Origin of the sequence: Dactylosporangium sp. NPDC000244 (genome assembly GCF_040300725.1) — a bacterium.
Classification (GTDB): domain Bacteria; phylum Actinomycetota; class Actinomycetes; order Mycobacteriales; family Micromonosporaceae; genus Dactylosporangium.
The window spans coordinates 343,633-366,450 of the sequence record NZ_JBEPEH010000003.1 but is presented as its reverse complement, the minus strand read 5'-3'; the positions used below and the strand labels follow the sequence as shown (position 1 = coordinate 366,450).

Sequence of the window (22,818 nt, the reverse complement as noted above, 5' to 3'; positions counted from 1 at the left end):
CCTTCGACGGCGGGGACGGTAACCGGCGCCGATACACGCCCGATACACGCGCCGCCGCGGCGGGCCGTATGGGCGATGTATCGACGGGCGTTACCGTCCCCGCCGCACCATCAACCGAAGGAGGAGCCATGCGACAGCTCGGCAAGCTCGCCGACCGCATCGTCAGCCGGTTCGTGCCCAGCGTCAACGCGGCGGCGTGCACCGGTTGCTCGACCGTTCCGTACCACTACTCCGGCCCGTGCAGCGGCGGCTACTGGCGTACCCGCACCTGCTGCAACCTGGTCGGCCCGGGCGGCTGCGTCACCAACTGCACGTACAGCTGCTAGCCCGCCAGCTCCAGCAGCCGCCGGGCCGCCACGGCCGCGCCATCGGTGCGGACCGTGGCGGCCACGGCGGCCGCGCGCGTGCGCGTCTCGGGGCGCAGTGCCACCTCCAGTGCCACCTCCAGCGCCGTCGGCAGCGACTCGGCGGTCGCCGAGGCCCCGATACCCAGCGCAGCGACCCGCCCCGCGAAGTACGGCTGGTCGGACCACTGCGGCACCACGACCTGCGGCACGCCCGCCCTGGTCGCCGTCGTCGTCGTGCCCGCGCCGCCGTGGTGGATCGCGGCCGCCACCCGCCGGAACAGCGCCTGCTGGTTCACCTCGCCCACGACGCAGCAGTCCTCGGCGTCCAGCTCGGCCCAGCCCCGCCCGAGGATCACCCGATGACCCCGCGCGCGGATCGCGTCGACCGCCCGCGCGGCGAAGCCCTCCGGCGCGGGCATGCTGCCGAAGCTGAGGTACACCGGCGCCGGGCCCGCGTCCAGGAACGCCTCCAGCTCCGGCGACAGTGGCCGCTCGTCCGACACGAACCAGGCGCCGCTCTGCACCACGTCGACGCGGCCGCCCGGCCACGGGGCGAGCACCGGATCCGCGGCCAGCCACGGCCTCGCGGTCCGCACGAACTCGCGCACGCTGGCCACCGGCGGCAGCCCGGCCTCGGCCCGATACCGATTCAGCGGTGCACGGATGAACCCGTTGTAGTTCGCGATGTCGAGCGCGTCCAGCGCCTCCGGATCGGTCACGTCGGCCGGCACCGGGCGGCCCGGCAGCGGCAGCGGCCGGTGATGCGGCGACGGCAGGAAGATCGGGCAGTAGCTCACGTTCACCGCCGGCACGCCGAGCAGTTCGGCGACCGACTGCGCCCCGGCCACGACCGGCAGCAGGCCGCTCGTCACGATCGCGTCGCCGCCCCGCGCGGCCTCGGCGAGCTGGTCGAACTGCACGCCGATGAAGTCCGCCGCGAGCTGGTCGACGTCCGGCACGCCGGAGCCGTGCACGACCTCCCGGGTCGGCTTGCCGATCGCGACCAGCGGCACGCCGAGCTCGGCGAGTCGCTCGGCACAGTCCGGCGGCGCGCACACCACGGCCTCGCTTCCGAGCGCTTGCAGCTGCAGCGCCAGTGCCGCCAACGGCTCGACGCCCCCGCGCGAGTCGTACGTCGACAGGATCACACGCATGACCACACCCCCATTCGAGCTGCGATTTTGCGCCCTTCCGGGGGTCTTGCCGCAAGCCCCGCCCCGCGTTGTACGGTGAAACGGGAGGGTTAGCCGGTGGCGGCGCGGCGCAGGGCGAGCGGGGAGCCGTCGCAGCTGCGCGCTAATCGCAGCAGCAGGGGCCCGTCGCGGCCGGGGCCGCCGAGGCCGGCCAGCACCTCGACGGAGTCGGCGACGGTGAGCGGGCCGAGTCCGATGTGGACGGTGCGGTCGTGCACGGCGAGGCGGCGCCGGCTGGTGATGATGACCGCGCTGCCGGCCGTGGCGGTGAGCAGCGGGCGGACCTGGGCCTCGTCGGCGGCGTCCTCGAGCACGACGAGCAGGCGGCGGTTGGCGGCGACGGTGCGGTACCGCGCGGCGGCCTCCTCCTCGGCCGCGGGCACCTGCGCGCCGGGCACGCCGAGGGAGCGCAGGCACTGGGCAAGCACGTCGGCGGGGCGGCGCACGGCCCGGCCGGGATCGGAGCCGTGCAGGTCGACGTAGAGCTGCCCGTCGGGGAAGTGCCGGCCCAGCCGCGTGGCGACGCGCACGGCCAGGGCCGACTTGCCGATCCCCGCGTCGCCGTGGACCGCGATGAAGACCGGGCCGTCGGAGCGCAGGACGGCCTCGGCCATGGTCGCCTGCTCACGGTCGCGGCCGACGAGCAGGCGGGTGTCGGCGGGGAGCTCTCGCGGTACCAAGGCGGAAACGGCGGCGGGACGGGCCTCCAGGGCCGGATCGCGCCGGAGGACGGCCTGGTGCAGCCCGGTCAGCTGCGGGCCGAGGTCGACGCCGAGGCGCTCGGAGAAGCAGTGCCGGGCCTCGCCGAACGCGCCGAGCGCGCCCGCCACGTCGCCGGTGCGGTAGAGGGCGAGGACGAGCTGGGCCCAGAGCCGCTCGCGCAGCGGGTGCTCGTCGAGCAGGTGCCGCAGGTCGGTGACGAGCCCGATGGTGTCGCCGAGGCGCTGCTTGGCCTCGATCCAGTCCTCGACGGCGACGAGCCGCTGCTCTTCGAGGGGGCCGAGGCAGCGGTCGAGGCCGGGCGAGCGCTCGAGGTCCTCGCCCGCGGCGCCCTTCCAGAGCCCGACGGCCCGGCCGAGCAAGCCGGCGGCGCGGCCCGGGTCGCCGACGGCGAGGGCTGCGCGGCCGTCGGCGGCGAGCTGGCGGAAGGCGGTGAGATCGAGCTCGTCGTCGCCGACGGCGAGGCGGTAGCCGGGGACGTGACCGGTGAGCCGCGCCTCGCCGGTGTCATCGACGAGGGTGCGGCGCAGCCGGGAGGCGTACGTGCGCACGTTGGCGACGGCGGAGGCGGGCGGCTCGCCGTCCCAGATCATGCCGACGAGCCGGTCGAGCGGGACGATCCGGTTGGGTTCGAGCAGCAGGGCGGCGACGAGGCTGCGCTGCTTGGCCGGGCCGATGGGCAGCGGGTCGCCTCCACGCCACACCCGGATGAGCCCGAGCAGCTGAAACCTCACCTCACACACCCCCGCGGTGCCGGTTGTCGCGGCCCGTACGGTAGCGAACGGTCTCGATCGAGCGCAAGGTTCGGACGCATCTTCGCAAGAAACGATGTCGAGACCATCAATTTTTCGGAAGACAACCCGATCGATGCGTCGGGGCGTTGTGAGGGGCAGTGGCGCCGATCCTGGAGGGGCTCGACATGATCGCCTTGTTTCGATGGCTCCTGATGGGCTTTCTGGTCATCTGCGCGGCCTCGCTGCTCTATCCGCGCGGCAGCCTCGGCGAATACCTGCGCGGCGGATCGCTCACCACCGCGTCTCTGAGCGACTGCGTCGACGACATGCGGCAGGAGGTGTCCCACATCTCCTGCCAGGCCACCTGGAACCTCGGCGACGGCGAGGTCCGGGGCACCGTGCGCGAGGTGAGTCCGCACTCCCCGGCGACGCTGCGGGTCTTCGCCGCGGGCACCACCGCCCACCCGGCCGATGCCCGGCTGATGGTGACGGGCGCCGGCGTGCTGGTGGCGCTCGCCGGCCTGCTCGGCTGGGAGGCCGTCGCGCTGGTCCGGCGCAGCTACGGCGCGGCCGGCACCAGGCGCGGTGCGTTCAGCAGCAGCCGGGCGTAGAGCGAGGTCGTCCACGCGGCGCCGACCGCCTGGCCGAGCAGGGCCGCGCGGAAGTCGCTCGCGGCCGCGGCGAGCACGTTGCCGGCGACCGCCGCGACCAGCGCCGCGATCGTCCATGCCGCCCAGCCGCGCTCGCGCTCGCCGGCAAAGCGACGGGCGAAGATGACGTACCCGATGATGCCCGCGATCCCGGCCAGCGCGGGCGCGATCGAGTGCACGGCGCCGTGCCAGGTCGCGGTGTTCTCGGCGCCGGCGGGGAAGCCGTTGATCGGGTCGGGCGGGAAGACGCCCGCGACGATCCAGGCCGCTCCCCCCGCCCCGACGAGCCGGGGTCCCCAGGTGCTCGCGCGGCCCGGGGCGAGCGCCCGCCGCAGCCCGGCCGCGCCGAGCAGGGCGAGGACTCCGCAGATCACGAAGTTGGCGATCATCACCCAGCCGAGGTCGCCGAGCGCGAGCGAGCTCAGCGGGTGCCGGGCGGGGTCGAAGCCCTGCCGGGTGTACGCCTGCGCGAGCACGCCGGTCACGAACAGCGGTCCGGCGACGGCGCCGGCGAGGAGCAGCGGTCGTCCGACTTCAGCCATGCCCCGAAGATAGGTGACCAAAAGGTCACATGTCAACGCGCGATGCGGCCCGCCCGGCCCGTCGCGGGGCCGGGCGGGCCGCACGGGGCTACCAGCCGGCGGCGATGAGCATGTACTGGGGGTTGTTCAGCGCGATGTAGCTGGACTGGTTGGCGGCGTCGTCGTACGGGAAGCCGTACGCCTTGCCACCGACGGCGCGGTTGTGCCAGAAGCGGGCGTAGTAGTTGGCCGGCGCGCTCTGGTAGAACTTGCTCGTGTCGCCCCACTGGGCCTGCGGGAGCTGGGCGACGTGCCGGTTCAGCGCGCCGCACAGGGCCGCGTTCGACGCCAGCGAGCCCGCGCAGCCGAAGACGTCGGCCGTGGAGACGTTGTAGCCCAGCGACGACGTGTAGGCCTTGAAGTAGTTCTGGTACTGCCCGCCCGGCGCGAACGCGGCGCAGACGAGCGCGGTGATGCGGGACATTCTCGGCCCTACTTCCGGTAGACGGCGACGTAGTCGATCTTCATGGCGTGGCCGCCGGCCGTGGCCGCGTTGGGGCCGCCGCCGAACGCGCCCGGGAAGCCGCCGCCGATGGCCAGGTCGAAGATGATGAAGAACGGGTGGTCGACCGCGTTCGTCCAGGTCGCGGCTGGGACCTGGTTCGCGTTGACGGTGAAGTAGTTGGTGCCGTCGCGGTACCAGCGGATCTGCTCCGGCTTGACCGAGCGGTCGACCTGCACGGCGTACACGTGATAGCCGGTCTGACAACCATTGCAGGCGCGCTCACCGCTGCCGATCCCGGTCGACTCGTTGCACGGCCCGCCCGGGTTCGTGCCGCAGTGCAGGGTGCCGAAGACGGAGCTGCGCCCGTTGACGTCCTCCATGATGTCGATCTCGCCGGAGGTGGGCCACGGCGTGCCGGTGTGTAGCGTCGAGCCGAGCATCCAGAAGGCGGGCCAGTAGCCGGCGCCGTTGGCGGTCGTCACGTCCGGCTGCCAGATCGCGGCCTTGACCAGCAGCACGCCGCCCGCCCCGGCGCCGAAGGTGGCCTTGGTCTCGATCCGCCCGGAGGTCCAGCCGGTGGCCGGGTTGGTGCCCGCGTGCCTGGCCTTGATGATCAGGTGCCCGCTGCCGTCGCGGTACACGTTCTGCGTGCTGTTGGTCATGGTCTCGATCTCGCCGGTGCCGAAGCTGCTGCCGGGTCCGGTGTCGTACTGCCAGACGCCGGTGTCGACGCCGGTGTTGGCCGCGCCGTCGAAGTCGCTGGCCCACACCTGGGTGAAGCCCGCGGGCGGGGCCGGGATCGCCGCGTGCGCGGCGGTGCCGGGCATGACGGCCCCGGCGGTCAGCAGGCTGACGACGGCCACGGCTCTCGTGAACCTGCGCAGCGGCGGTACTTGCAAGGACATGCTTGTCTCCAACCGTCCTGAAGGGCCCGGCGCGCCGCCGCCACAGCCGCCAGACAGGAAGTTTTGTTTACGATAAGAGGCAGCCATCTGGCTTCGTCAATGCTTTGTTTGTAAGAGTTCGGCAAGGAAACCCGGCGTATTTCTGCCGTGCGGCCGCGGCAGAAAACCACACGTCGGCGCAGCACACCGAGGGCTTCCGCGGCCGCACCCACGCCTCCGCCAGCGCGCCGGCGTCGGACGGGGCCGGTGACCGCGCACGGCGGGCCGGTCGTCCACAGGTCGGCATCGGCGAACATCGCCACCCGCCACGCGACGGCGAGCACGGTTTCGCGCAGCGCCTCGGTGGCGGCGCGCCAGGCCACCAGCAGGTCCGGATCCGCCACGCCGGAGCGCATCGCGGTCCAGTCGGGGACGGCTCGGGCGCGTGCTGCCCGACGGCGTGGTAGCAGAAGGTCTACGCGACCACGCCCGACACCGTCGGCAACCAAGCCGTCACCTTCGCCGCCACGAACGCCCGCTACGTACGCCCGGACGCCGCCCCGCGCGGCACGGCCCAAAGCGCGCGGAACGCCCGCACCGCCGGGAGTTACGGGTAAGCGATCAAGATCACAAGTAACAAACCCGACAACTCCTGGACGATCCGGCTCGGACCCGGTACCCCTACCCGGTACGCAATTACACGGGAGGCACCAACACCATGACCACACCCCCGCAGCAGCAGCCGCCGCAGGAGCAGGCGCCCCTGCAGCAGCCCCTGGCACCGCAGCCGGCCAAGAAGGGCATCAAGATCCCGCGCCTGGTGATCTCGCTCATCGTCCTGGTCGTGCTGGCCGGCATCGGCTGGTACGTCAGCCGTGACGCCGCGCTCAACGCCAAGGTCGGCGACTGCCTGCACCAGAAGGGCGAGAACGAGCTGGCGATCGTCAAGTGCGACAGCAGCGACGCGAACTTCGTCGTGCTCGGCCGGGTCGAGAGCAAGACCGAGAGCGAGGTCGACGGGACCGACGTGTGCGCGCAGTGGGCGGACGCGACGAGCGCGTACTGGGAGGGCAAGTCGGGCCAGAAGGGCACCGTCCTCTGCCTGAAGCCCACCAAGTAAGACGCGAGGAGTACCGCGGGTCGTCAGCCGGCCCGCGGTACCACCTTCGTAGCGGCAAATCATGACTCGGGTCCGCCGTGGTGCGGACCGTCGCTCCCGCCAGACACCGCTCGGCGCTGGCGCGCCGTCGCTGCCAGGCCCGCGGATGGTCACCCCGCCCCAGCTTCCAGTACCCGGCACCACATGTCGCGGGCGTATCGAAAATCGGATACGTCCTGACAACACCGCCCCGCGTTGGCTCAGCGGCATGATTGCGCTCAGCATCGGCGACATCGCCGCGATCGTCGGCGGCACGGTCGAGGGCGACGACACCGTGACCGTGACCGCGCCGGCCGTGCTCGACGGCCGGCAGGCCGAACCCGGCGGCCTCTTCGTCGCCTTCGCCGGCGAGCATGCCGACGGCCACGACTACGCCGGCCAGGCCGGCCGGTCCGGGGCCGTGGCCGTGCTCGGCTCCCGGCCGACAGCCCTGCCCACCGTCGTCGCCCGGGACACCCAGGCCGCGCTGCAGGCGCTCGCCGCCCACGTCGTGTCCCGCCTGCGCGCCCGGCCGACCGTCGCCGGGCTGACCGGCTCCCAGGGGCTGGCCGTCGCCGGGCTGACCGGCTCCCAGGGGCTGGCCGTCGCCGGGCTGACCGGCTCCCAGGGCAAGACCAGCACCAAGGACCTGCTCGCGGCCGTGCTGGCGGCCGCCGCGCCGACGGTCGCCACGACCGGCTCGCTCAACAACGAACTCGGCGTGCCCATCACCATGCTGCGCGCCGATGCGGCCACCCGATTCCTCGTCCTCGAGATGGGAGCCCGCCGCGTCGGCGACATCGCCGAGCTCGCCGGGCTGGCCGCGCCGGACATCGCCGTCGTGCTCAACGTCGGCCAGGCCCACCTCGGCTCGTTCGGCGAGCGCGAGGCTATCGCCCGGGCCAAGAGCGAGCTGGTGCGGGGGCTGGCACCCGGCGGCACCGCCGTGCTCAACGCCGACGATCCCCGCGTGGCCGCCATGCGCTCGTGCACCGGCGGCCCGGTGCTGACCTTCGGCCGAGCCGAGCACGCCGACGTCCGCGTGCTCGGCCTCACGCTGGACCGCCGCGGCCGCCCGTCCTTCACCCTGGCGAGCACCGAGGCCGCCGCGGCCGTCACGCTGCCGCTCGTCGGCGCGCACCAGGCACGCAACGCGGCAGCGGCCGCGGCGGCGGGACTGGCGGCCGGCGTACCCCTCGAAGCGGCCGCGGCCGCACTGGCCACCGCCTCGCTGTCGAAGTGGCGCATGGAGCCGCACGAGCTCGACGGCGGCGCGACGCTGCTCAACGACTCCTTCAACGCCAACCCCGACTCGGCCCGCGCCGCCCTCGACGCGCTCGCGGCCATCGACGGCCGGCGCCGCATCGCCGTGCTCGGCGAGATGCTCGAGCTCGGCGACGACAGCGCGGCCGAGCACCGCGCCGTCGGGGAGTACGCCGCGGCCCGGGCCGACGTGGTCCTCACGATCGGCGAGGCCGCCCGGCCGCTGGCCGCCGGCGCCGGCGCACGGGCGGTGCCGCTGTCCGGCAACGACGCGGCCGTGGACTGGCTGCGCGAGCACCTGACCGCCGACGACGTGGTGCTCGTCAAGGCCTCCCGAGCGGCCCGCCTCGACGAGGTCGCCGCCGCGCTCCTGACCCCATAGCGCGGACTTGCATCCGGTACCCGGGTACAGGCTTATCGTCGAAGTCCACCACCGCAAGGAGCTGCGATGACCTTCGACATACCCGACGCCTGCACCCTGCCGGCCGCCGACCGGCCGCTGCGCCTGGCCGAGTTCGACGCCCTGTTCAGCACCTCGGCCCGCACGGTCACCACCCTGAGCCCCACCCACGCCCGGATGCACCTCACCGGCCCCGCCGGCCTCGAGGCCACCGTGCGGGACCTCACCACCCGCGAGACCGCCTGCTGCTCGTTCTTCACCTTCACGGTCACCCCGCAGCCCGCCGAGGACGGCGAGGCGCTCGTCCTCGACGTCGAGGTTCCCGCCGCCCACACCGGCGTCCTCGCCGCGCTCACCGCACGCGCGTCCGGCCCGACATCGTGACCAGCCTCCCCGAACCCGAAGGACGGGCCGGGCTGCGCTCCGGCGAGGTCGCCGGGCAGGCCGGGGTGAACATCCAGACCCTGCGGTACTACGAGCGCCGTGGCCTGCTCGCCCCGCCCGACCGCTCCCTGGGCGGGCACCGGCTCTACCCGCCCGGCACCGTCGCCCTGCTCCAGGTCATCAAGGCCGCGCAACGGCTCGGCTTCACCCTCGACGAGGTCGCCGAACTCCTCGACACCGGCCGCCGGCACCCGACCCCCGACCTGCGCCAGCGCGCCATCGACAAGATCGCCGAGGTGGACGCGAAGATCGCCGACCTCACCGCGATCCGCACCGCTTTGACGGAGGTCGTCGACGCCCGCTGCGACTCCCTCACCAACTGCACCTGCGCCGACTGCCCGATGCCGATGCTGACCATCGGCACCCGCCCCGACCTCGACGGAGACCTCGCATGAGCCTGCCCCTGCGGCCCGCGCCCGCCCGCCACGAGCAGCCGCCGGTGGACGACGGACCGCCGCTGCGGTCCAAGGTCAGCGGGGTCCTCGCCGCGATCGCCTGCGCCGCCTGCTGCGCCCTGCCGCTGCTCGTCGCCACCGGCGTGCTCACCACGGCAGGCGCCGCGATCCTGCAGAAGACGCTCCTCGCCGTCTCCGCCGGCCTCGCCGCGACCGGGCTCGGCCTGTGGTGGCTGCACCGGCGCCGCAGCGCCCGGCGCGCCGCCGCAGCCGCCGCGAGCTGCGGCGGCGCGGGCGGCTGCGGCTGCCGACCGGCGGTGGGCTAGACAGGAACCGGAGTCTGCAGCCGCTTGCCGCGCCCGCGCATCTCCTCGTACCAGCCCCAGTCCTCGTTCTGGTCGATGACGGTCTGCAGGAAGCCCTCCACCGTCTCGGTGCGGGCCCAGTCCCGCTGGAGCTCACACGCGACCGAGTTCCACGTCGTGGGCTGCGCCCCGGCGTGGTTGATGCGCTCCAGCGCATTCTTGTGCGACTCGATCGTCGTGCCACCGAGCGCGTCGACGACCGGGAAGACCTGGTACCCCTCGTTGAGCGCGTCGAGGCTCGGGAACAGCAGGCACGCCTCGGTCCACAGCGCGCACATGATCAGCTTCCGGCGCCCCGTGGCCTTCACCGCGTCGAGGAACTCCTTGTCCTCCCACGCGTTGATCTGCGTCCGGTCGTACGAGGGAATGTCGGCGAGCTCGTTCTTCAGCTGCGGAACCGTGTCCGGGTTCACGCCCGACTTCACGTTCACGGTCGACAGCACGGTCGGCACATTGAACACCCGGGCGAGGCGCGCGAGCGCGACCATGTTGTTGAGCATCCGCCCGGTGTTCATGGACCGTACCGTGTAGATCTGCGGCGGCTGGTAGTCGATGATCACGAGTGCCGCGTTTCCCGGGCTCAGCAGGTGGTCCTTCGCCGGGTCACGCTTGGGAAGGCTTGTCATGGCGTCCTCCTCGCTGCGACTGGCCGTAAGGCGAGCGGCTGCGACTGGCCGTAAGGCGGAGCGGCACGCTCACCACCGTCGGCACCGAGCTACCCCCGCCCGTCCAGGAGAAACCCGGCGCCGACCGCCCGACTGCCTACGAGACCGCGCCCGACTGGGTGAGCAGCGTGGTGTACCAGCCGTCCGACGGGTGATTCGTCGCCGGATAGTTGGCCGGCGGGTTCGTCGCGTAGCTCGCGCTGTCGAAGTCCCAGCCGCGGACGATGTGCCCACCCTGCCGGGCCGCGGTGATGAAGGCGCTGTTGCTCGCGGTCGAGGCGTAGAACAGGGCACCCTCCTGCAGGACGGCGGCGTCCCCGGCCTGGAACTCGTCGAATGCGGTCTGGACGTACCGGATCCGCTCGGTGCTCACGAGGCCGGTCGAGTACAGCAGCGTCTGCGCGGGGGCGGCACCGTCGGCGCCGGTGCGCACCGAGACCCGGGCGCCGCCGGCCGTCGCGGTCGCCGTGTCGAACAGGGCGTCCGAGGTCTTGCCGTTGCCGCTCCACGCGACCGTCATCGCGCCGGCGCTGAGCGTGCCGGTCCAGTTCCAGTTCTGGCTGCTGGACTGGCTGCGGTGGACCTCCCGAACGGTGGTGCCGCCGCCGGTGAACCGGATCGTCGGCAGGACGCCGGTGTCGTACTGACGGCTGGGCGACCAGGTGATGTCGCCGTCGTCGCCGATCGTCCCGACGTGGTACCAGAGGGTGTCGGCGGTCTGCGACTTGTGCACCTCGACCAGCTGGCCGTTGTCGCTGAGTGCGACCGCCGGGGTCGTCCCGGAGTCGTAGCGGCCGTGACGCAGCCAGGTGATCCGGCCGTCGGCGCCGTAGGTGCCGGTCCAGTACCAGAGCGCGCCGGATCCCGAGTCGTGCACCTCGACGACCTGGCCGCGCGCGTTGATGGCGACCGCCGGGTGGAAGCCGGCATCGCGGCGGTATTCGGTGCGGCTCCCGGCGTCGCCGGACAGCAGCGTCAGGACCCGGCCGCGCAGCGACCCGATCGTCCCCAGCGCCCCCGGCACGTCCTTGGCCATCAGCAGCCGCGACCCGAACACGTCGCGCAGCTCCTGGTTGAGCGCGGACAGGTTCCCGGCCGCGAACGACGGGTTGTCGGTCAGGTCGTCCTTGAGGTCGAGCATCACCACCAGCGGCGCGTGCGACGGGTGCGCCGCGGACCACGCCGAGACGCTCTGCAGCCAGTCGCGCAGCAGGTTGGAGGCCGGGTTGCCGGTGTGGTCGACCGCGTCGCCGGGGCCGTTGTGCCCGATCGAGTAGTCGTGGTTCGTCGCGTACCCGTTGTCGTGGACGTCGAACTCGACGAAGCGCACGCCGCTGTCGAGCTGAGCGGTGATCGAGCCCCTGCTCCCACCGACGTTGCCCGAGTAGCTGTTGTGGGTGGCCCGGAACACCGCCGACGCGAAGGGCAGACTGTCGCCCGGCGTGGCGGCGAAGCTCACCGCCGGCGCCGCGAGTGCCACGGCGCCGGCGATGGCGAGCGCGACCGCCGCCGCGGACGATCGCCGTCCACGCGCGAGACGCAGAGCTGTCATGTGAAGGCCTCCAACCCGGAGCGCGCCACCCCGGCACGTCGGCCTTCATCTATGTCATGTACTCGGCGTCGGGCTCAATGAGCCCCCGGTGAACGTTCGCGGTCGGAAACATCAATACGAGTAGCCCCGCTGGGAGATCCAGTCGGCCAGCTTCGGGGCGCTGACCCAGTAGGTGCCGTCGCCCCGGGGGTTGGCCGGATCGGCGATCTTCACCGTGCTGCCACCGTCCTGGTATCCCACGACGGTGAGGTAATGCCCGCCTTCGTAGGAGTGGAAGACACCGGCGTTGTCCGTGAGGTGCCCGGCGATGTTGGCGACGACCGCCCGCCCGCTGCTGATGGTGGACACCACGTCGGCCTGCAGCTGCTTCGCCTGCGCCGACGTCGCCGGGTAGGCCGGGATCTCCCTGGTCCGGTACACCGTCTTGCCGTCGCCGATCACGCTGTTGAGCACCCGGGTGGTGTCCAGGGCCGAGTTCGTCCCGTTCGTGGTGGTGCCCAGCATCGACGCGGCCCGGTCCTGGGTGATGGCGTGACCCGCCGCCGTCAGCGCGATCCGGGTGGCCGCCGGGCCGCAGTAGTAGAAGTTGGGCTGCAACTGGAAGTCATAGGCGAGCACCTTCTCCGCGGGGGCCGCGGGGGCCGCCGGCGTCGACTGCGTCGGCGCCGGAGCGGACGGGTCGGGCACGGCCCGGGCGGCATCAAGCCCGCCCGCCGGCGCACCCACCGCGGCAGCGGGGGCCGACGACGTGTCGGCGGCCTGGCCACACGCGCTGACGGCCGCGGCGGTCGCGGCGAGCAGCGCGCCCGAGATCGCGACCGCTCGCACCCGGCGCATGCCTCGGATGCGGCCGGCCTGCTCACGTACGGGTTCAGCATGCATTGCGACTCTCCTCAACACCCCGCGCAGGGGCGATCGATCAGGGTTGAGCATCGGGGGTTGTGCGCGCAGCACGGCGCTCGGGGCAGGCCGCATGGGCCGGCCACCGCAACACGGCGTGGCAGCGCGGAGCAACGCGTCCCGGCTCGCCCGCAGCGCAGTCGGCGCCGCGCGGCGGCGGTCCGCCCTACGTGTGGTTAGCGCTCGGCCGCCGATGATCGACGCAGACCCGGGCGCGCACGCTCCGGGCGAGATTGGCTGCAGCTGGGGTTGCGGCTGTGCACAGGCGAATCTCCCTTACGCATCCGCTTACCGGGTTAGCTGACGGATTCGGGCGCGAAGGTCGCCCTACCGCGGGCACTCGGCCCACGGATTCACCCCAGACGTGCGGTGGGTCCCCGGCTCGTGCATGGCACGACTCAGCGGGCCCGTCCCGGCGCCACCTGTTGTGGGCACGAACCGGGTCGAGCGATCAATGACGTTACGCAAGGCCACAGGCCCTGCAAACACCTGCTAGCCGGAAGAACTGCTCTCCGCGCAACTACGCAACGCGGCGTTGCCCGCACTGTCCGATCAGGACGTGACATGCCGTCAGCCGCCGGCCCACGGACCGTCAGATCCGTGGGCCGGCGGCTGACGGTTGCTCAGTCCAGGGCCAGGGTCAGGGTGTGCTCGGTGGCGGAGCCGGACACGCGGGGCCCTCGCCGCGGGCCGCGCGGCCCGGTGACCCAGCACACGGTCCAGCCCTCGGTCAGGTGCTCCAGCCCGCGGGTCACGACCGCTTGCAGCTGCGATCCCGTCCGGGTCACGTCGACGACCACACGCTCCTCGCCGGCCGCGTCGAAGAGCGTGGCGACGCGCCGGTCGCCGTCGGCCATCCCGAACACCTCGAACACCGGGGCGAGCGCGTCGTCGTAGTCGGGCCGGTCGGTGCGTGCGCCGAGGGCGATCACCGATCCGGGCCGCACCAGCAGGGGAAGCGACGAGAAGTCGTGCCGCTGCCGGACCCAGCCGGGCCCGCTCACCGTGGTGCCGTCGAGGTAGCTGGTCCACGCCCCGCCGGGCAGGTAGAACTCGACGTCTCCCTCGTCGCTGAAGACCGGCGCGACGAGCAGGTCCGGGCCGAGCATGTACTGCCGATCGAGGAACGACGACGTGCGATCCTGCGGGAACTCGAGCAGCATCGCTCGCATGACCGGTATCCCGCGCCGGTGCGCGTCCACGGCCGCCGCCCACAGATAGGGCATGAGGGCATTCTTGAGCTGCGCGAACTGCCGGGTGACGGTGACCGCCTCCTCGTCGAACGCCCACGGCACCCGGTACGACTCCGAGCCGTGCAGCCGCGAATGCGAGGAGAGCAGACCGAATGCCACCCAGCGCTTGAAGAGCGCGGCGGACGGCGTGCCCTCGAATCCGCCGATGTCGTGGCTCCAGAAGCCGAAGCCGCCCAGGCCGAGGGAGAGCCCGCCGCGCAGCGAGTCGGCCATCGCGGTGTACGTCGACTCGCAGTCGCCGCCCCAGTGCACGGGGAACTGCTGGCTGCCGACGGTGGCGGAGCGGGCGAAGAGCACGGCCTCGCCCTCGCCCCGGTGCCGGCGCACCTCGTCGAAGACCGTCTGGTTGTACAGCAACGGATAGTAGTTGTGCATGAGCTGCGGGTCCGACCCGTCGAACCACACCACGTCCGTGGGGATCCGCTCGCCGAAGTCGGTCTTCACGGCGTCCACCCCGGACTCGAGCAGCGTCCGGATCTTGCCCGCGAACCATTCGCGCGCGGCCGGATTGGTGAAGTCGACGATGCCCATGCCCGCGACCCACAGGTCCGACTGCCACACGGTGCCGTCCGGGCGGCGCAGCAGATAGCCGGCCGCGGCGGCCTCCTCGAACACGGGCGAGCGCTGGCCGAGGTACGGGTTGATCCAGACGCTGCGCCGCAGCCCCCGGTCGCCGAGCCGGCGCAGCATCTTGTCCGGCTCCGGGAACACCCGCCGGTCCCACTCGAAGTCGCACCAGTGCAGGGCGCGCATCCAGTAGCAGTCGAAATGGATCACGCTCAGGGGCAGGTCCCGCTGCGCCATGCCCTCGACGAAGTGCGTGACCGTCGCCTCGTCGTAGTCGGTGGTGAACGAGGTCGACAGCCACAGGCCGAACGACCACCGCGGCGGCAGGGCGGGGCGGCCGGTCAGCGCCGTGTACTTGCGCAGGATCTCCGCCGGTGTCGGGCCGTAGATCACCAGGTACTCGAGCTGCGGGCCGGGGGTCGAGAACTGCACGGCGGAGACGATCTCGGACGCCACCTCGAACGAGACCCGCGCCGGCGAGTTGACGAAGACCCCGAAGCCGGCGTCGGTCAGGAAGAAGGGGACCGACTTGTACGCCTGTTCGCTGGCGGTCCCGCCGTCCTGGTTCCAGCTGTCGACGACCTGCCCGTTCTTGACGAAGGGCGTGAAGCGCTCTCCGAACCCGTAGACGTTGGCCCCCACCGGCAGCGTCAGGCGCTCGATCATGAAGTCGCCGGCGGCGGCATCGGTCATCGAGGCCAGCGACTTGAAGCCCGAGGACGTCAGCGGGGTACCGGCGCCGAGGAACCGCAGCCCCCACGGCCCGGCGGCCGCCGCCTCGACGCTGAGGTCGCCGGCGGTCAGCCGGACCGCCGCGTCGTCGCGTTCGACGCGCACCTCGACCGGGGCCGGCGAGATCTCGAACCGCACCGACGGGCGTTCGAGCACCGCGCGGTGGCTGGCCCGCACGCGCACCACGTCCGGGGCGGGCGCGGAGAGCTCCACCGTGATCGTGGGCGTGTTGAGCACGGAGCCGCGGTGCTCGTTGCGTTTGGTCAGCACCGCGATCGAGGCGGTGGCCTCGCCGGTGCGCACGTCCAGCGCGTCGGTCGCGTACCGCGCCGTGACGCCCTCGCGCAGCAGCCAGTAGCCGTCGTTGAACTTCATCGCGATCTGTCCCAAGAAGTCGTCGGGGTGGGAGGGTTACGCATGGCGCGCCGCCGTGCTCTGCCGGATCGTGAGCTCGGGGGCGATGAGTCGGGTCTGCGCGGTGCCGTCGCCGTCGACCTGCCGCAGGACCATCTCGACGGCGGCCCGGCCGATCTGCTCGGCCGGGACGGCGACCCCGGTCAGCTCGACGACCTGGTTGACCGCCGTCTGCTCCGGGCAGAGCGCCACCACGGAGATGTCCTCGGGCACCCGCAGGTCGAGGCGGCGCAGCGTGCCGAGGACCGCCCCGAGGATGCCCTCGTTGTGCACGACGAGGGCCGTCGGCCGCGGCCGCTTCGCCAGTTCCCGTTCGAGGAGCGCGCTCGCGGCCTGGTACGCCGGCTCGCTGGGGCACCACCGGCCGTCGATGCCGTGCCGCCGGACGGCGGACTCGAAGCCGGCCGCGAACGCCAGGGCATAGCCGCTGCGGCGCTCGTACACGGCGCCGGGTGACCCGAGCATGAGGACCGAACCGTGCCCGAGTTCGACCAGGTGCTCGACGCAGGCCTCGGCGGCCCGGGCGAAGTCGAGGTCGACCCAGACCAGGCCGCCGGCCTTCTGCGTCGTGCCGATGAGCACGGCCGGCAGGCCCAGCGCTCGCAGCACCGGCAGGCGGGCGTCGTCGGCCTCGATGTCCATCACGATCACCGCGTCGACCAGCGCCGTCTCCCTGACCCGGCGTACCCCTTCCACGCCCTCGCTCTGGGTCAGCAGGAGGATGTCGTGGTCGTGGTCCCGGGCCGCCGCGGCGATCCCGGCGACGAACTGCATGATGACCGGGACGTTGTTGTCCGCGCGCAACGGCGCCATCAGGGCGAGGGTGTTGGTCCGCTTGCTGGCCAGGGCCTGCGCCGTGGCGTTGGGACGGTAGCCGAGCTCGGCGACGCTGCGGGCGATCCGCTCGCGCGTCGACGCCGAGATCGGCCGCTTGCCGGACAGCGTGTAGCTGACCGTGCTGACCGACACCCCCGCGTGCCGAGCGACGTCGGCGATGGTGACCACTACCGGGGGCCCTCGCCGGCCGTGTGCTCCGCGATGACCTGGCGGTACCAGTACGCGCTGTCCTTGGGCACGCGCTCCTGGGTTCGGTAGTCGACGTAGAACAGCCCGAACCGGATCGAGTAGCCCAGATCCCACTCCAGGTTGTCCAGCAGCGACCAGACGTAGAGGCCGCGCACGTCGGCCCCCTCGCCGACCGCCCGCGCGATCGACTCCACGCACGTGCGCAGGTAGTCGATGCGGGGCTGGTCCTTCACCCTGCCGTCCGGGTCGACGTAGTCGTGCACCGAGGCGCCGACCTCGGTGACGTACATCGGCAGCTCACGGTACTCGCGGTGGACCCGGGTGAGGCAGTCGTACAGGCCGGCCGGCTTCGCCGCGATGCCGGCGCTCATCATCGGGCCGGGCGGGTCGATGAGCCGGGCGCCGAGCACCGGCACCGCCGGATCGGCCTTCACGATGTGGTTGAGGTAGTAGTTCACCCCGAGGAAGTCGATCCCGGTGCCGATGACCTCCAGGTCGGCCTCGCGGACCACCGCCGGGTCGGACAGCGTCGGGAAGAGCTGGTCGAGGTCCTGCGGGTAGGACCCGCGCAGGAGCGGGTCCAGGTACACGCGGTTCTGCTCGCCGTCCAGGAGCCGGGCCGCCGCGACATCGGCGGGCGCGTCCGACCACGGCCGGACCACCGCCATGGACAGCGTGATGCCCACCTGCGCGGAGCCCGGCGCCAGGGCCCGGAAGCGCTGCACGGCCTCCCCGTGCCCGAGCAGCATGTGGTGGATAGCGGTTCCGGCCTTGTGGTAGTCGCGGTAGCCGGGCGCGTGCAGCCCCCGCGAGTAGCCCTGCCCGATGACGGTCCAGGGTTCGTTGTGGGTCAGCCACAGCGGGACCCGGTCGGCCAGGCGCTCGAGTACCACCTGGGCGTAGTCGGCGAAGTGGTGCGCGGTGTCGCGGTTGAACCAGCCGCCCTCGTCCTCCAGGGCCTGCGGCAGGTCCCAGTGGAAGAGCGTCACCATCGGCTCGATGCCGTGTTCGAGCAGGGTGTCCACGACCCGGTCGTAGTGGTCGAGCCCGGCCTGGTTCACCGTACCCCGGCCCTGCGGGAGGATCCGCGGCCACGAGATCGAGAACCGGTAGGCGTTCAGCCCGAAGTCGGCCATGAGCCGCACGTCCTCGGGGTACCGGTGGTAGTGGTCCGCCGCGACGTCCCCGGTGTCGCCGTTGAACGTGCGGCCCGGCGTGTGGCTGAACGTGTCCCAGATGGACTGGCCGCGGCCGTCCTCCCGGGCGGCGCCCTCCACCTGGTAGGCGGCCGTGGCGCTGCCCCACCGGAAGTCCGCGGGCAGTGCCGCCAGGGCTTCCGGGCCGACGCTGTTCGAGTGCTCCGGCATCGTCACGTCCGTGTCCCCTTGTTCTTGCGGCGCGCGCTCATGTCGAGCGTCACGGCGGCGAGCAGGATCAGCCCCGTCGCGATGATCTGGGTCGCCGCCGTCTGGCCGATGAGGGCGAGCCCGTTCTGAACGCTGCTGATGACCAGCGCGCCCAGCAGCGCGCCGACGACCCGGCCCCGCCCGCCGAACAGGCTGGTGCCGCCGATGACCGCGGCCGCGATCGCGTTGAGCGCGGCATTGCCACCGCCGGAGTTGACGGACACGGCGAACCCGCGCGAGGCCTCCAGGATGCCGGCGAAGGCGGCCAGGGCGGAGGCGATCACGAACACGGTGATCCGCAGGGAACCGACGCGGACTCCGGTGCGCCGGGCCGCCTCCGCGTTGCCGCCGACGGCGTAGATGTGCCGGCCGAACACCGTGAACCCGGTGACGACGGCCAGGGTCACGGTGACGGCCAGGACGGCCACCAGCATGTACGGCACGCCGAGGTAGCTGTCGAGGACGAGCATCACCACGATCGGCGCCGCGACGATGGCCAGCACCCGGCCCAGGTCCGCCGCGAGGGAGTTCGTGCCGTACCCGGCCCGCTGGGACAGGTACCGGCGCACGACGACCCATCCCGCGCCGGCCAGGGCGACGAGCATTGTCAGGGTCCACCCCACCGGCCGGGGCAGGTAGTTCGAGGCGATGCTGGTGATCACCGAGTCCTCGATGCGCAGCTGGCCGTTCTGGTCGGAGAGCAGGATCAGCTGCGCCCCCTGCCAGACGAGCATGCCGGCGAGCGTCACGATGAACGACGGCGCCTTGAAGGCCACGATCCAGGAGCTCTGGACGAGCCCGATCAGGGCCCCCAGGGCGATCGCGAGCGCGATCGCCGCCCACGCGGGCCAGCCGTGCAACGCCGACATGATGCCCATGACGCAGGCCGTGACGCCGCTGACCGCGCCGATCGACAGGTCGATCTCGCCGATCAGCAGGACGAGCATGATGCCGAGCGTCAGCACCACCAGGGTGCCGGTCTGCAGGATCAGGTTGGACAGGTTGCGGGGCGTCAGGAACGCCGAGTTCGCCGCCTGGAAGCCCACGGCGATGCACACCAGGCCGACGAGCACCGGCCAGGGGCCGAGATCGCCGCTGAACCTGGTCAGGCGCGCACGGGATCGCGCCGCGGACGGTGCGATCGACACCTCGGTACTCATGCTCGTTTCCCCCCGAGAGGCACCACGTTGCCGCCGGTGATCGCCGCGATCACGTCCTGTGGGGTCGACTCGGCCGGGGTGAAGACCCCGGCCCCCTCGCCCAGACGCAGCACGGTGATCCGGTCGGCGAGCTCGAACACGTCGACCATGTTGTGCGAGATCAGGACCACCGAGACACCGCGCTCGCTCAGCGTGCGGATGAGCCGGTAGACGGTGGCGGTCTGCTGCACGCCGAGGGCCGCCGTCGGCTCGTCGAGGACGACGACCTTCGACCCCCACAGCACCGCACGGCCGACCGCGATCGCCTGGCGCTGGCCGCCCGAGAGCGCGGCGACCGGGGTGCTCAACGCCGGCAGGGTCACCGCCAGTTCGTCGAGCACCTGCCGCGCGTGGTGGCTCATCCGACCCCGCGCGAGGAACCGCCCGAACAGCCCCTGCCGCGGGCTGCGCAGCTCGCGACCCAGGTACAGGTTGGCCACGACGTCGAGGTTGTCGCACAGCGCGAGGTCCTGGTAGACCGTCTCGATCCCGGCCCGGACGGCGTCCTGCGGGCTGGTGATGCTGACCGGCTCGCCGTCGACCCGGATGGTCCCCGCGTCGGCGGGCTGCGCCCCGGACAGGGTCTTGACGAGCGTCGACTTGCCCGCGCCGTTGTCACCGACCAGCGCCATGATCTCGCCCGGCCGCACTTCGAGGTCGACCCCGCGCAGCGCGTCGACGCTGCCGAAGCTCTTGCGGATGCCGTGCATCTCCAGGCGCAGGTCGGAGCCGGAGCCGCGGCTGCGCTCAGAAGTCACACTTGCTCGCAACGTCGCCGGTGCAGATCTGGGCCTTGGTGACGAAGCCGTCGTCGAACACCTGCTTGATGTTCGCGCGGTCCACCGCCATGGGCTGCAGGAACAGGGCGGGAACCGCGTTGCCGCCGTTGTCGTAGGTGTCGGTCAGGCCCGTCTCGTTCGGCTTGCCCATCGCCAGCGCCACGGCGGCCTTGGCGGCGGCCTGCGCCTGCTTGTGCAGGTCCTTGTAGACGGTCATGGTCTGGTTGCCCAGCAGGATCTCCTGCAGCCCCGCGACCGTGGCGTCCTGGCCCGTGACGACGACCTTGCCGTTGAGCTGGCGAGACTTCAGCGAGGCGATGACGCCGCCGGCCAGTCCGTCGTTGGCGGCGAGGATGCCGTCGACCTTGTCGCCGAGCTTGGTCAGCGCCTGGTCGGTCTGGGCCTGGGCCTTGGTCGCCTCCCAGTTGGGGGTGTCCGCCTCGTAGCCGATCTTGATCTTGCCGGACTGGACCGCCGGGTCGAAGACCTCGTGCGCGCCCTTCTTGAACGCGATGCACGCCTCGCACACCTGGGCGCCGTTCATGACCGCGATGTTGGCCCCGGGGCTGGCGTGGTCGACGATGTACTTCGCCTGCAGGCGACCGACCTCGAGGTTGTTGAAGGTGATGTACCCGTCGAGGTGCGCCTTGGCGATCAGCCCCTCGTAGGAGATCACGGCGACGTGCTCGCGTTTCGCCAGGTCGACGACCGGGAGCGCCCCCTCGGCGGTGATCGGGTTGATCACCAGGACCTTGGCGCCCTGGGTGATCGCCGACTCCGCCTGCTGCAGCATCGCCTGGTCGTTGGGGGCGGTGCTGGCGATGACCTTTGCGCCCGGCGCCAGCGTCTGGACGGCCTTTTCGAACGCGGGCCGGTCCTGCGTGTCCCACCGGGTGGACGAGGTCGCGTCGGGCGAGATCCACCCGATGACGACGTCCTTGGACGAGTTCGCCGGGGCGTCCGCGCCCTGGTTCCCGCCGCCACCGCACCCGGTCAGAAGTAAGGCCGCCGCGGCGGCCGTTGCCATGATTCGCTTCATGTCAGCTCCGTCTTGTTCACAACGTTCCGAAGCATCTGTCGAAGCGCTTCGACAGCCGCCTAGCAGGTAAGCTAGCCGCTTGTCTCGGCATCGTCAACATCAAGTTACCGGACTGTTGCGCCGCGCTCGGCGGCGCGTTTCCCGAGGCCATTGACGGTGTCCCACCGCCCCGCCGGCCGCCGCCGCGACCACGGCGGGCCGGCGCCGTTGTGACAGGTCCACCGCCGGGCGGCCGCGGCCGCGGCCATTTCAAGATCGTTGCACGCCGGTCGGGCCCGCGGGCGCGGATTGCCCTGTCGCGCCGAAGCCGTTGACCCGCTCCGGCGGCGAGGGCATCTTCGACACTGCCGGCAAGGCGACACGGGAGGGGCTGGCATGCGCGTTGATCGGACCGAAGGAGCGGCACGGCGGCTCAGCGCTCCGGCATGGTGGTTCGTCGCCGGGTACGGCGTGTCCGCGGTCGGCACCGGGCTGTGCTATCCATTTCTGGCCATCTATCTCAGCCAGTTCCGCGGGTTGTCCGCCGGAGCGATAGCGCTGCTGCTGCTCATCCTGGCCGGTGCGGCCGTGCCGATGTCGGTCGCCGGGGGCTGGCTCGTGGACCGGCACTCGCCGCGGGTCGTGGCGATCGCCGCGCTGCTGGTGCAGACGGCGGGCTGGCTGCTGGTCGCGCTCGGGTCCGGCTACGCCGCCGAGCTGGCGGCGGTCCTCGTCATCGGGGTCGGGACCGGCACATTCCTGCCGGCCGTGGTGCCGATCATCACCGCGCTCAGCGCCACCGCCGAGGCCAAGGTTCGCACGATGTCGCTGCGCTACCTGCTGCTCAACCTCGGCCTCGGGGCCGGGGCCGGGCTCGGCGGTGTGCTGCTCGGCTCCGCCGCGAGCTATCGGTGGATGTGCGCGGCGAACGGGGTCAGCTGCGCGGTGTACGCGCTGATCATCCTCCTCCGCGTGCCGCTGCCGCGACCGGACGGCGACGCGGCGGAGGACCGGGCGCGGCTCGTGCGGTTCCGGCCGGGCCTCAACTACGTCCTCCTGCTCGTCGCGCAGCTGCTGCTGGTCACCTTCGGGCTGGCCCAGGTGGAGAGCGGCGTGCCGCTGATCGTCCGCACCGAGATGTCCGGCTCCACCACGCTGGTCGGCGGTCTCTACGCCGTCGCCACGGCCGTGGTCCTGATCGGGCAGCTGCCGGTGTCCCGCTGGGTCGAGCGGGTGCACAAGACCCGGGCCCTGATCACCATGGGACTGATGTGGGCGGTGGCCTGGCTGCTGGGCTACACCGCCGGAGCGCTCACCGGCGGCCCCCAGGTCGCGCTCCTGGCCGTCATGATGGTCACGTTCGCGCTGGGCGAGTGCGCGTACAGCCCCGCGTTCTACACGCTCGTCGAGCGGATCGCCCCGAAGGGCGCCCTCGGCCGCTCCTCCGGCGCGGCGTGGGCGGTGTTCCAGGTCGGCAACACCATCGGCCCGCCGATCGCGGTGTTCCTGGTCGGCGGCAGCGTGCCGCTCTGGCTCGTGCTGGCCGCGGCCGCCGTGGCCGCCGCGGTGCTGATCCTGATCGTCGACCGGCGGATGCACGCCGCACCCCGGCCGGCGCTCCCCGCGCGGTGACGCCGGCCCGGCCGGGCGGAGGGCCTCCCGAGCGGACCGTAGGTGCCGCCCGGGCCGCGCGCATGAGTAGTCATTGCTCAACACGAATCCGCCCCTACAGTTGCGCCGGTCGGCCG

The 22,818-nt window shown here is 72.3% G+C and carries 22 protein-coding genes and 1 riboswitch; of the genes, 8 read left to right on the top strand and 14 right to left on the bottom strand.

All coding sequences use genetic code 11. The annotated features are described in order from the left end of the window. Positions 1-128 precede the first annotated feature (128 nt). Entirely contained in the window at positions 129-326 is a 198-nt protein-coding gene (locus ABT369_RS06470; RefSeq protein ID WP_350610659.1) for a hypothetical protein, read from the top strand. On the opposite strand, the gene ABT369_RS06465 is transcribed toward ABT369_RS06470, so the two are convergent. Next, positions 323-1,501: a glycosyltransferase gene (locus tag ABT369_RS06465; protein WP_350610658.1), complete on the bottom strand. Its 1,179-nt coding sequence runs from the start codon at positions 1,499-1,501 to the stop codon at positions 323-325. The genes ABT369_RS06470 and ABT369_RS06465 overlap by 4 nt on opposite strands. A gap of 89 nt (positions 1,502-1,590) precedes the next feature. After that, a complete protein-coding gene (locus ABT369_RS06460; RefSeq protein WP_350610657.1) occupies positions 1,591-2,994 on the bottom strand; it encodes an AfsR/SARP family transcriptional regulator in 1,404 nt (467 codons plus the stop codon). 158 nt (positions 2,995-3,152) lie between these two features. On the opposite strand from ABT369_RS06460, the gene ABT369_RS06455 reads away from it, so the two are divergent. Further along, positions 3,153-3,605 (top strand): hypothetical protein, encoded by a 453-nt coding sequence (locus tag ABT369_RS06455; protein WP_350610656.1) that lies wholly within the window; start codon positions 3,153-3,155, stop codon positions 3,603-3,605. On the opposite strand, the gene ABT369_RS06450 is transcribed toward ABT369_RS06455, so the two are convergent. The 3 genes from ABT369_RS06450 to ABT369_RS06440 all read right to left on the bottom strand — a co-directional run bounded on the left by ABT369_RS06450 (position 3,554) and on the right by ABT369_RS06440 (position 5,575). Beyond that, positions 3,554-4,186: a DUF998 domain-containing protein gene (locus ABT369_RS06450; protein ID WP_350610655.1), complete on the bottom strand. Its 633-nt coding sequence runs from the start codon at positions 4,184-4,186 to the stop codon at positions 3,554-3,556. The two genes, ABT369_RS06455 and ABT369_RS06450, sit on opposite strands and share 52 nt — an antisense overlap. 88 nt (positions 4,187-4,274) lie before the next feature. After that, positions 4,275-4,649, bottom strand: coding sequence for a beta-1,3-glucanase family protein (locus ABT369_RS06445; RefSeq protein WP_350610654.1), 375 nt, complete (start codon positions 4,647-4,649; stop codon positions 4,275-4,277). A gap of 8 nt (positions 4,650-4,657) precedes the next feature. Beyond that, positions 4,658-5,575: a glycoside hydrolase family 16 protein gene (locus ABT369_RS06440; RefSeq protein ID WP_350610653.1), complete on the bottom strand. Its 918-nt coding sequence runs from the start codon at positions 5,573-5,575 to the stop codon at positions 4,658-4,660. 697 nt (positions 5,576-6,272) lie between these two features. Here ABT369_RS06440 and ABT369_RS06435 point away from each other — a divergent pair. The 5 genes from ABT369_RS06435 to merT all read left to right on the top strand — a co-directional run bounded on the left by ABT369_RS06435 (position 6,273) and on the right by merT (position 9,520). Further along, on the top strand, positions 6,273-6,674 hold the full coding sequence (locus tag ABT369_RS06435) for an LppU/SCO3897 family protein (RefSeq protein WP_350610652.1): 402 nt from the start codon (positions 6,273-6,275) through the stop codon (positions 6,672-6,674). A gap of 247 nt (positions 6,675-6,921) precedes the next feature. Continuing rightward, positions 6,922-8,337 (top strand): UDP-N-acetylmuramoyl-tripeptide--D-alanyl-D-alanine ligase, encoded by a 1,416-nt coding sequence (locus ABT369_RS06430; protein WP_350610651.1) that lies wholly within the window; start codon positions 6,922-6,924, stop codon positions 8,335-8,337. Positions 8,338-8,403: 66 nt separating this feature from the next. Continuing rightward, entirely contained in the window at positions 8,404-8,739 is a 336-nt protein-coding gene (locus ABT369_RS06425; protein WP_350610650.1) for a hypothetical protein, read from the top strand. Continuing rightward, on the top strand, positions 8,736-9,194 hold the full coding sequence (locus tag ABT369_RS06420) for a MerR family transcriptional regulator (RefSeq protein WP_350610649.1): 459 nt from the start codon (positions 8,736-8,738) through the stop codon (positions 9,192-9,194). Before ABT369_RS06425 ends, ABT369_RS06420 begins: the two co-directional genes overlap by 4 nt. Continuing rightward, positions 9,191-9,520 carry a mercuric ion transporter MerT gene (gene merT, locus ABT369_RS06415; protein ID WP_350610648.1) on the top strand — a complete coding sequence of 110 codons (330 nt, stop codon included), beginning with the start codon at positions 9,191-9,193 and terminating at the stop codon, positions 9,518-9,520. Before ABT369_RS06420 ends, merT begins: the two co-directional genes overlap by 4 nt. On the opposite strand, the gene ABT369_RS06410 is transcribed toward merT, so the two are convergent. From ABT369_RS06410 to ABT369_RS06370, 9 genes are all read right to left on the bottom strand, one after another. Beyond that, positions 9,517-10,185 (bottom strand): hydrolase, encoded by a 669-nt coding sequence (locus ABT369_RS06410; protein WP_350610647.1) that lies wholly within the window; start codon positions 10,183-10,185, stop codon positions 9,517-9,519. The two genes, merT and ABT369_RS06410, sit on opposite strands and share 4 nt — an antisense overlap. Positions 10,186-10,321: 136 nt before the next feature. Then, a complete protein-coding gene (locus ABT369_RS06405) occupies positions 10,322-11,776 on the bottom strand; it encodes a Ca2+-dependent phosphoinositide-specific phospholipase C (RefSeq protein WP_350610646.1) in 1,455 nt (484 codons plus the stop codon). A gap of 111 nt (positions 11,777-11,887) precedes the next feature. After that, positions 11,888-12,658 (bottom strand): C39 family peptidase, encoded by a 771-nt coding sequence (locus tag ABT369_RS06400; protein ID WP_350610645.1) that lies wholly within the window; start codon positions 12,656-12,658, stop codon positions 11,888-11,890. Between the two features lie 288 nt (positions 12,659-12,946). Then, a riboswitch (cyclic di-AMP (ydaO/yuaA leader) is annotated at positions 12,947-13,090 on the bottom strand. A 209-nt stretch (positions 13,091-13,299) separates the two neighbouring features. After that, the gene (gene yicI, locus ABT369_RS06395) at positions 13,300-15,603 is read right to left on the bottom strand and encodes an alpha-xylosidase (protein WP_350610644.1); all 2,304 of its coding nucleotides are present in this window, start codon (positions 15,601-15,603) and stop codon (positions 13,300-13,302) included. A gap of 36 nt (positions 15,604-15,639) precedes the next feature. Continuing rightward, a complete protein-coding gene (locus ABT369_RS06390; RefSeq protein ID WP_350610643.1) occupies positions 15,640-16,647 on the bottom strand; it encodes a LacI family DNA-binding transcriptional regulator in 1,008 nt (335 codons plus the stop codon). Then, positions 16,647-18,035 carry a GH1 family beta-glucosidase gene (locus tag ABT369_RS06385; RefSeq protein ID WP_502891711.1) on the bottom strand — a complete coding sequence of 463 codons (1,389 nt, stop codon included), beginning with the start codon at positions 18,033-18,035 and terminating at the stop codon, positions 16,647-16,649. The genes ABT369_RS06390 and ABT369_RS06385 overlap by 1 nt, the downstream gene beginning before the upstream one ends. A 2-nt stretch (positions 18,036-18,037) precedes the next feature. After that, positions 18,038-19,234 carry a sugar ABC transporter permease gene (locus ABT369_RS06380; protein WP_350610642.1) on the bottom strand — a complete coding sequence of 399 codons (1,197 nt, stop codon included), beginning with the start codon at positions 19,232-19,234 and terminating at the stop codon, positions 18,038-18,040. Then, positions 19,231-20,031, bottom strand: a complete 801-nt coding sequence (locus ABT369_RS06375) for an ATP-binding cassette domain-containing protein (RefSeq protein WP_350610641.1) — start codon at positions 20,029-20,031, stop codon at positions 19,231-19,233. Before ABT369_RS06375 ends, ABT369_RS06380 begins: the two co-directional genes overlap by 4 nt. Next, on the bottom strand, positions 20,021-21,091 hold the full coding sequence (locus tag ABT369_RS06370; protein ID WP_350610640.1) for a sugar ABC transporter substrate-binding protein: 1,071 nt from the start codon (positions 21,089-21,091) through the stop codon (positions 20,021-20,023). Before ABT369_RS06370 ends, ABT369_RS06375 begins: the two co-directional genes overlap by 11 nt. A gap of 375 nt (positions 21,092-21,466) precedes the next feature. Between ABT369_RS06370 and ABT369_RS06365 the strand changes: the two genes are divergently transcribed. After that, positions 21,467-22,702, top strand: coding sequence for an MFS transporter (locus ABT369_RS06365; protein WP_350610639.1), 1,236 nt, complete (start codon positions 21,467-21,469; stop codon positions 22,700-22,702). Positions 22,703-22,818: the final 116 nt, after the last annotated feature.

Coding starts and splice junctions, on each gene's coding strand:
- ABT369_RS06470 (WP_350610659.1), top strand. CDS start 129: ATGCGACAGCTCGGCAAGCTCGCCGACCGCATCGTCAGCCGGTTCGTG.
- ABT369_RS06465 (WP_350610658.1), bottom strand. CDS start 1,501: ATGCGTGTGATCCTGTCGACGTACGACTCGCGCGGGGGCGTCGAGCCG.
- ABT369_RS06450 (WP_350610655.1), bottom strand. CDS start 4,186: ATGGCTGAAGTCGGACGACCGCTGCTCCTCGCCGGCGCCGTCGCCGGA.
- ABT369_RS06445 (WP_350610654.1), bottom strand. CDS start 4,649: ATGTCCCGCATCACCGCGCTCGTCTGCGCCGCGTTCGCGCCGGGCGGG.
- ABT369_RS06440 (WP_350610653.1), bottom strand. CDS start 5,575: ATGTCCTTGCAAGTACCGCCGCTGCGCAGGTTCACGAGAGCCGTGGCC.
- ABT369_RS06435 (WP_350610652.1), top strand. CDS start 6,273: ATGACCACACCCCCGCAGCAGCAGCCGCCGCAGGAGCAGGCGCCCCTG.
- ABT369_RS06430 (WP_350610651.1), top strand. CDS start 6,922: ATGATTGCGCTCAGCATCGGCGACATCGCCGCGATCGTCGGCGGCACG.
- ABT369_RS06425 (WP_350610650.1), top strand. CDS start 8,404: ATGACCTTCGACATACCCGACGCCTGCACCCTGCCGGCCGCCGACCGG.
- merT (WP_350610648.1), top strand. CDS start 9,191: ATGAGCCTGCCCCTGCGGCCCGCGCCCGCCCGCCACGAGCAGCCGCCG.
- ABT369_RS06410 (WP_350610647.1), bottom strand. CDS start 10,185: ATGACAAGCCTTCCCAAGCGTGACCCGGCGAAGGACCACCTGCTGAGC.
- ABT369_RS06405 (WP_350610646.1), bottom strand. CDS start 11,776: ATGACAGCTCTGCGTCTCGCGCGTGGACGGCGATCGTCCGCGGCGGCG.
- ABT369_RS06400 (WP_350610645.1), bottom strand. CDS start 12,658: ATGCATGCTGAACCCGTACGTGAGCAGGCCGGCCGCATCCGAGGCATG.
- yicI (WP_350610644.1), bottom strand. CDS start 15,603: ATGAAGTTCAACGACGGCTACTGGCTGCTGCGCGAGGGCGTCACGGCG.
- ABT369_RS06385 (WP_502891711.1), bottom strand. CDS start 18,035: ATGCCGGAGCACTCGAACAGCGTCGGCCCGGAAGCCCTGGCGGCACTG.
- ABT369_RS06380 (WP_350610642.1), bottom strand. CDS start 19,234: ATGAGTACCGAGGTGTCGATCGCACCGTCCGCGGCGCGATCCCGTGCG.
- ABT369_RS06370 (WP_350610640.1), bottom strand. CDS start 21,091: ATGAAGCGAATCATGGCAACGGCCGCCGCGGCGGCCTTACTTCTGACC.
- ABT369_RS06365 (WP_350610639.1), top strand. CDS start 21,467: ATGCGCGTTGATCGGACCGAAGGAGCGGCACGGCGGCTCAGCGCTCCG.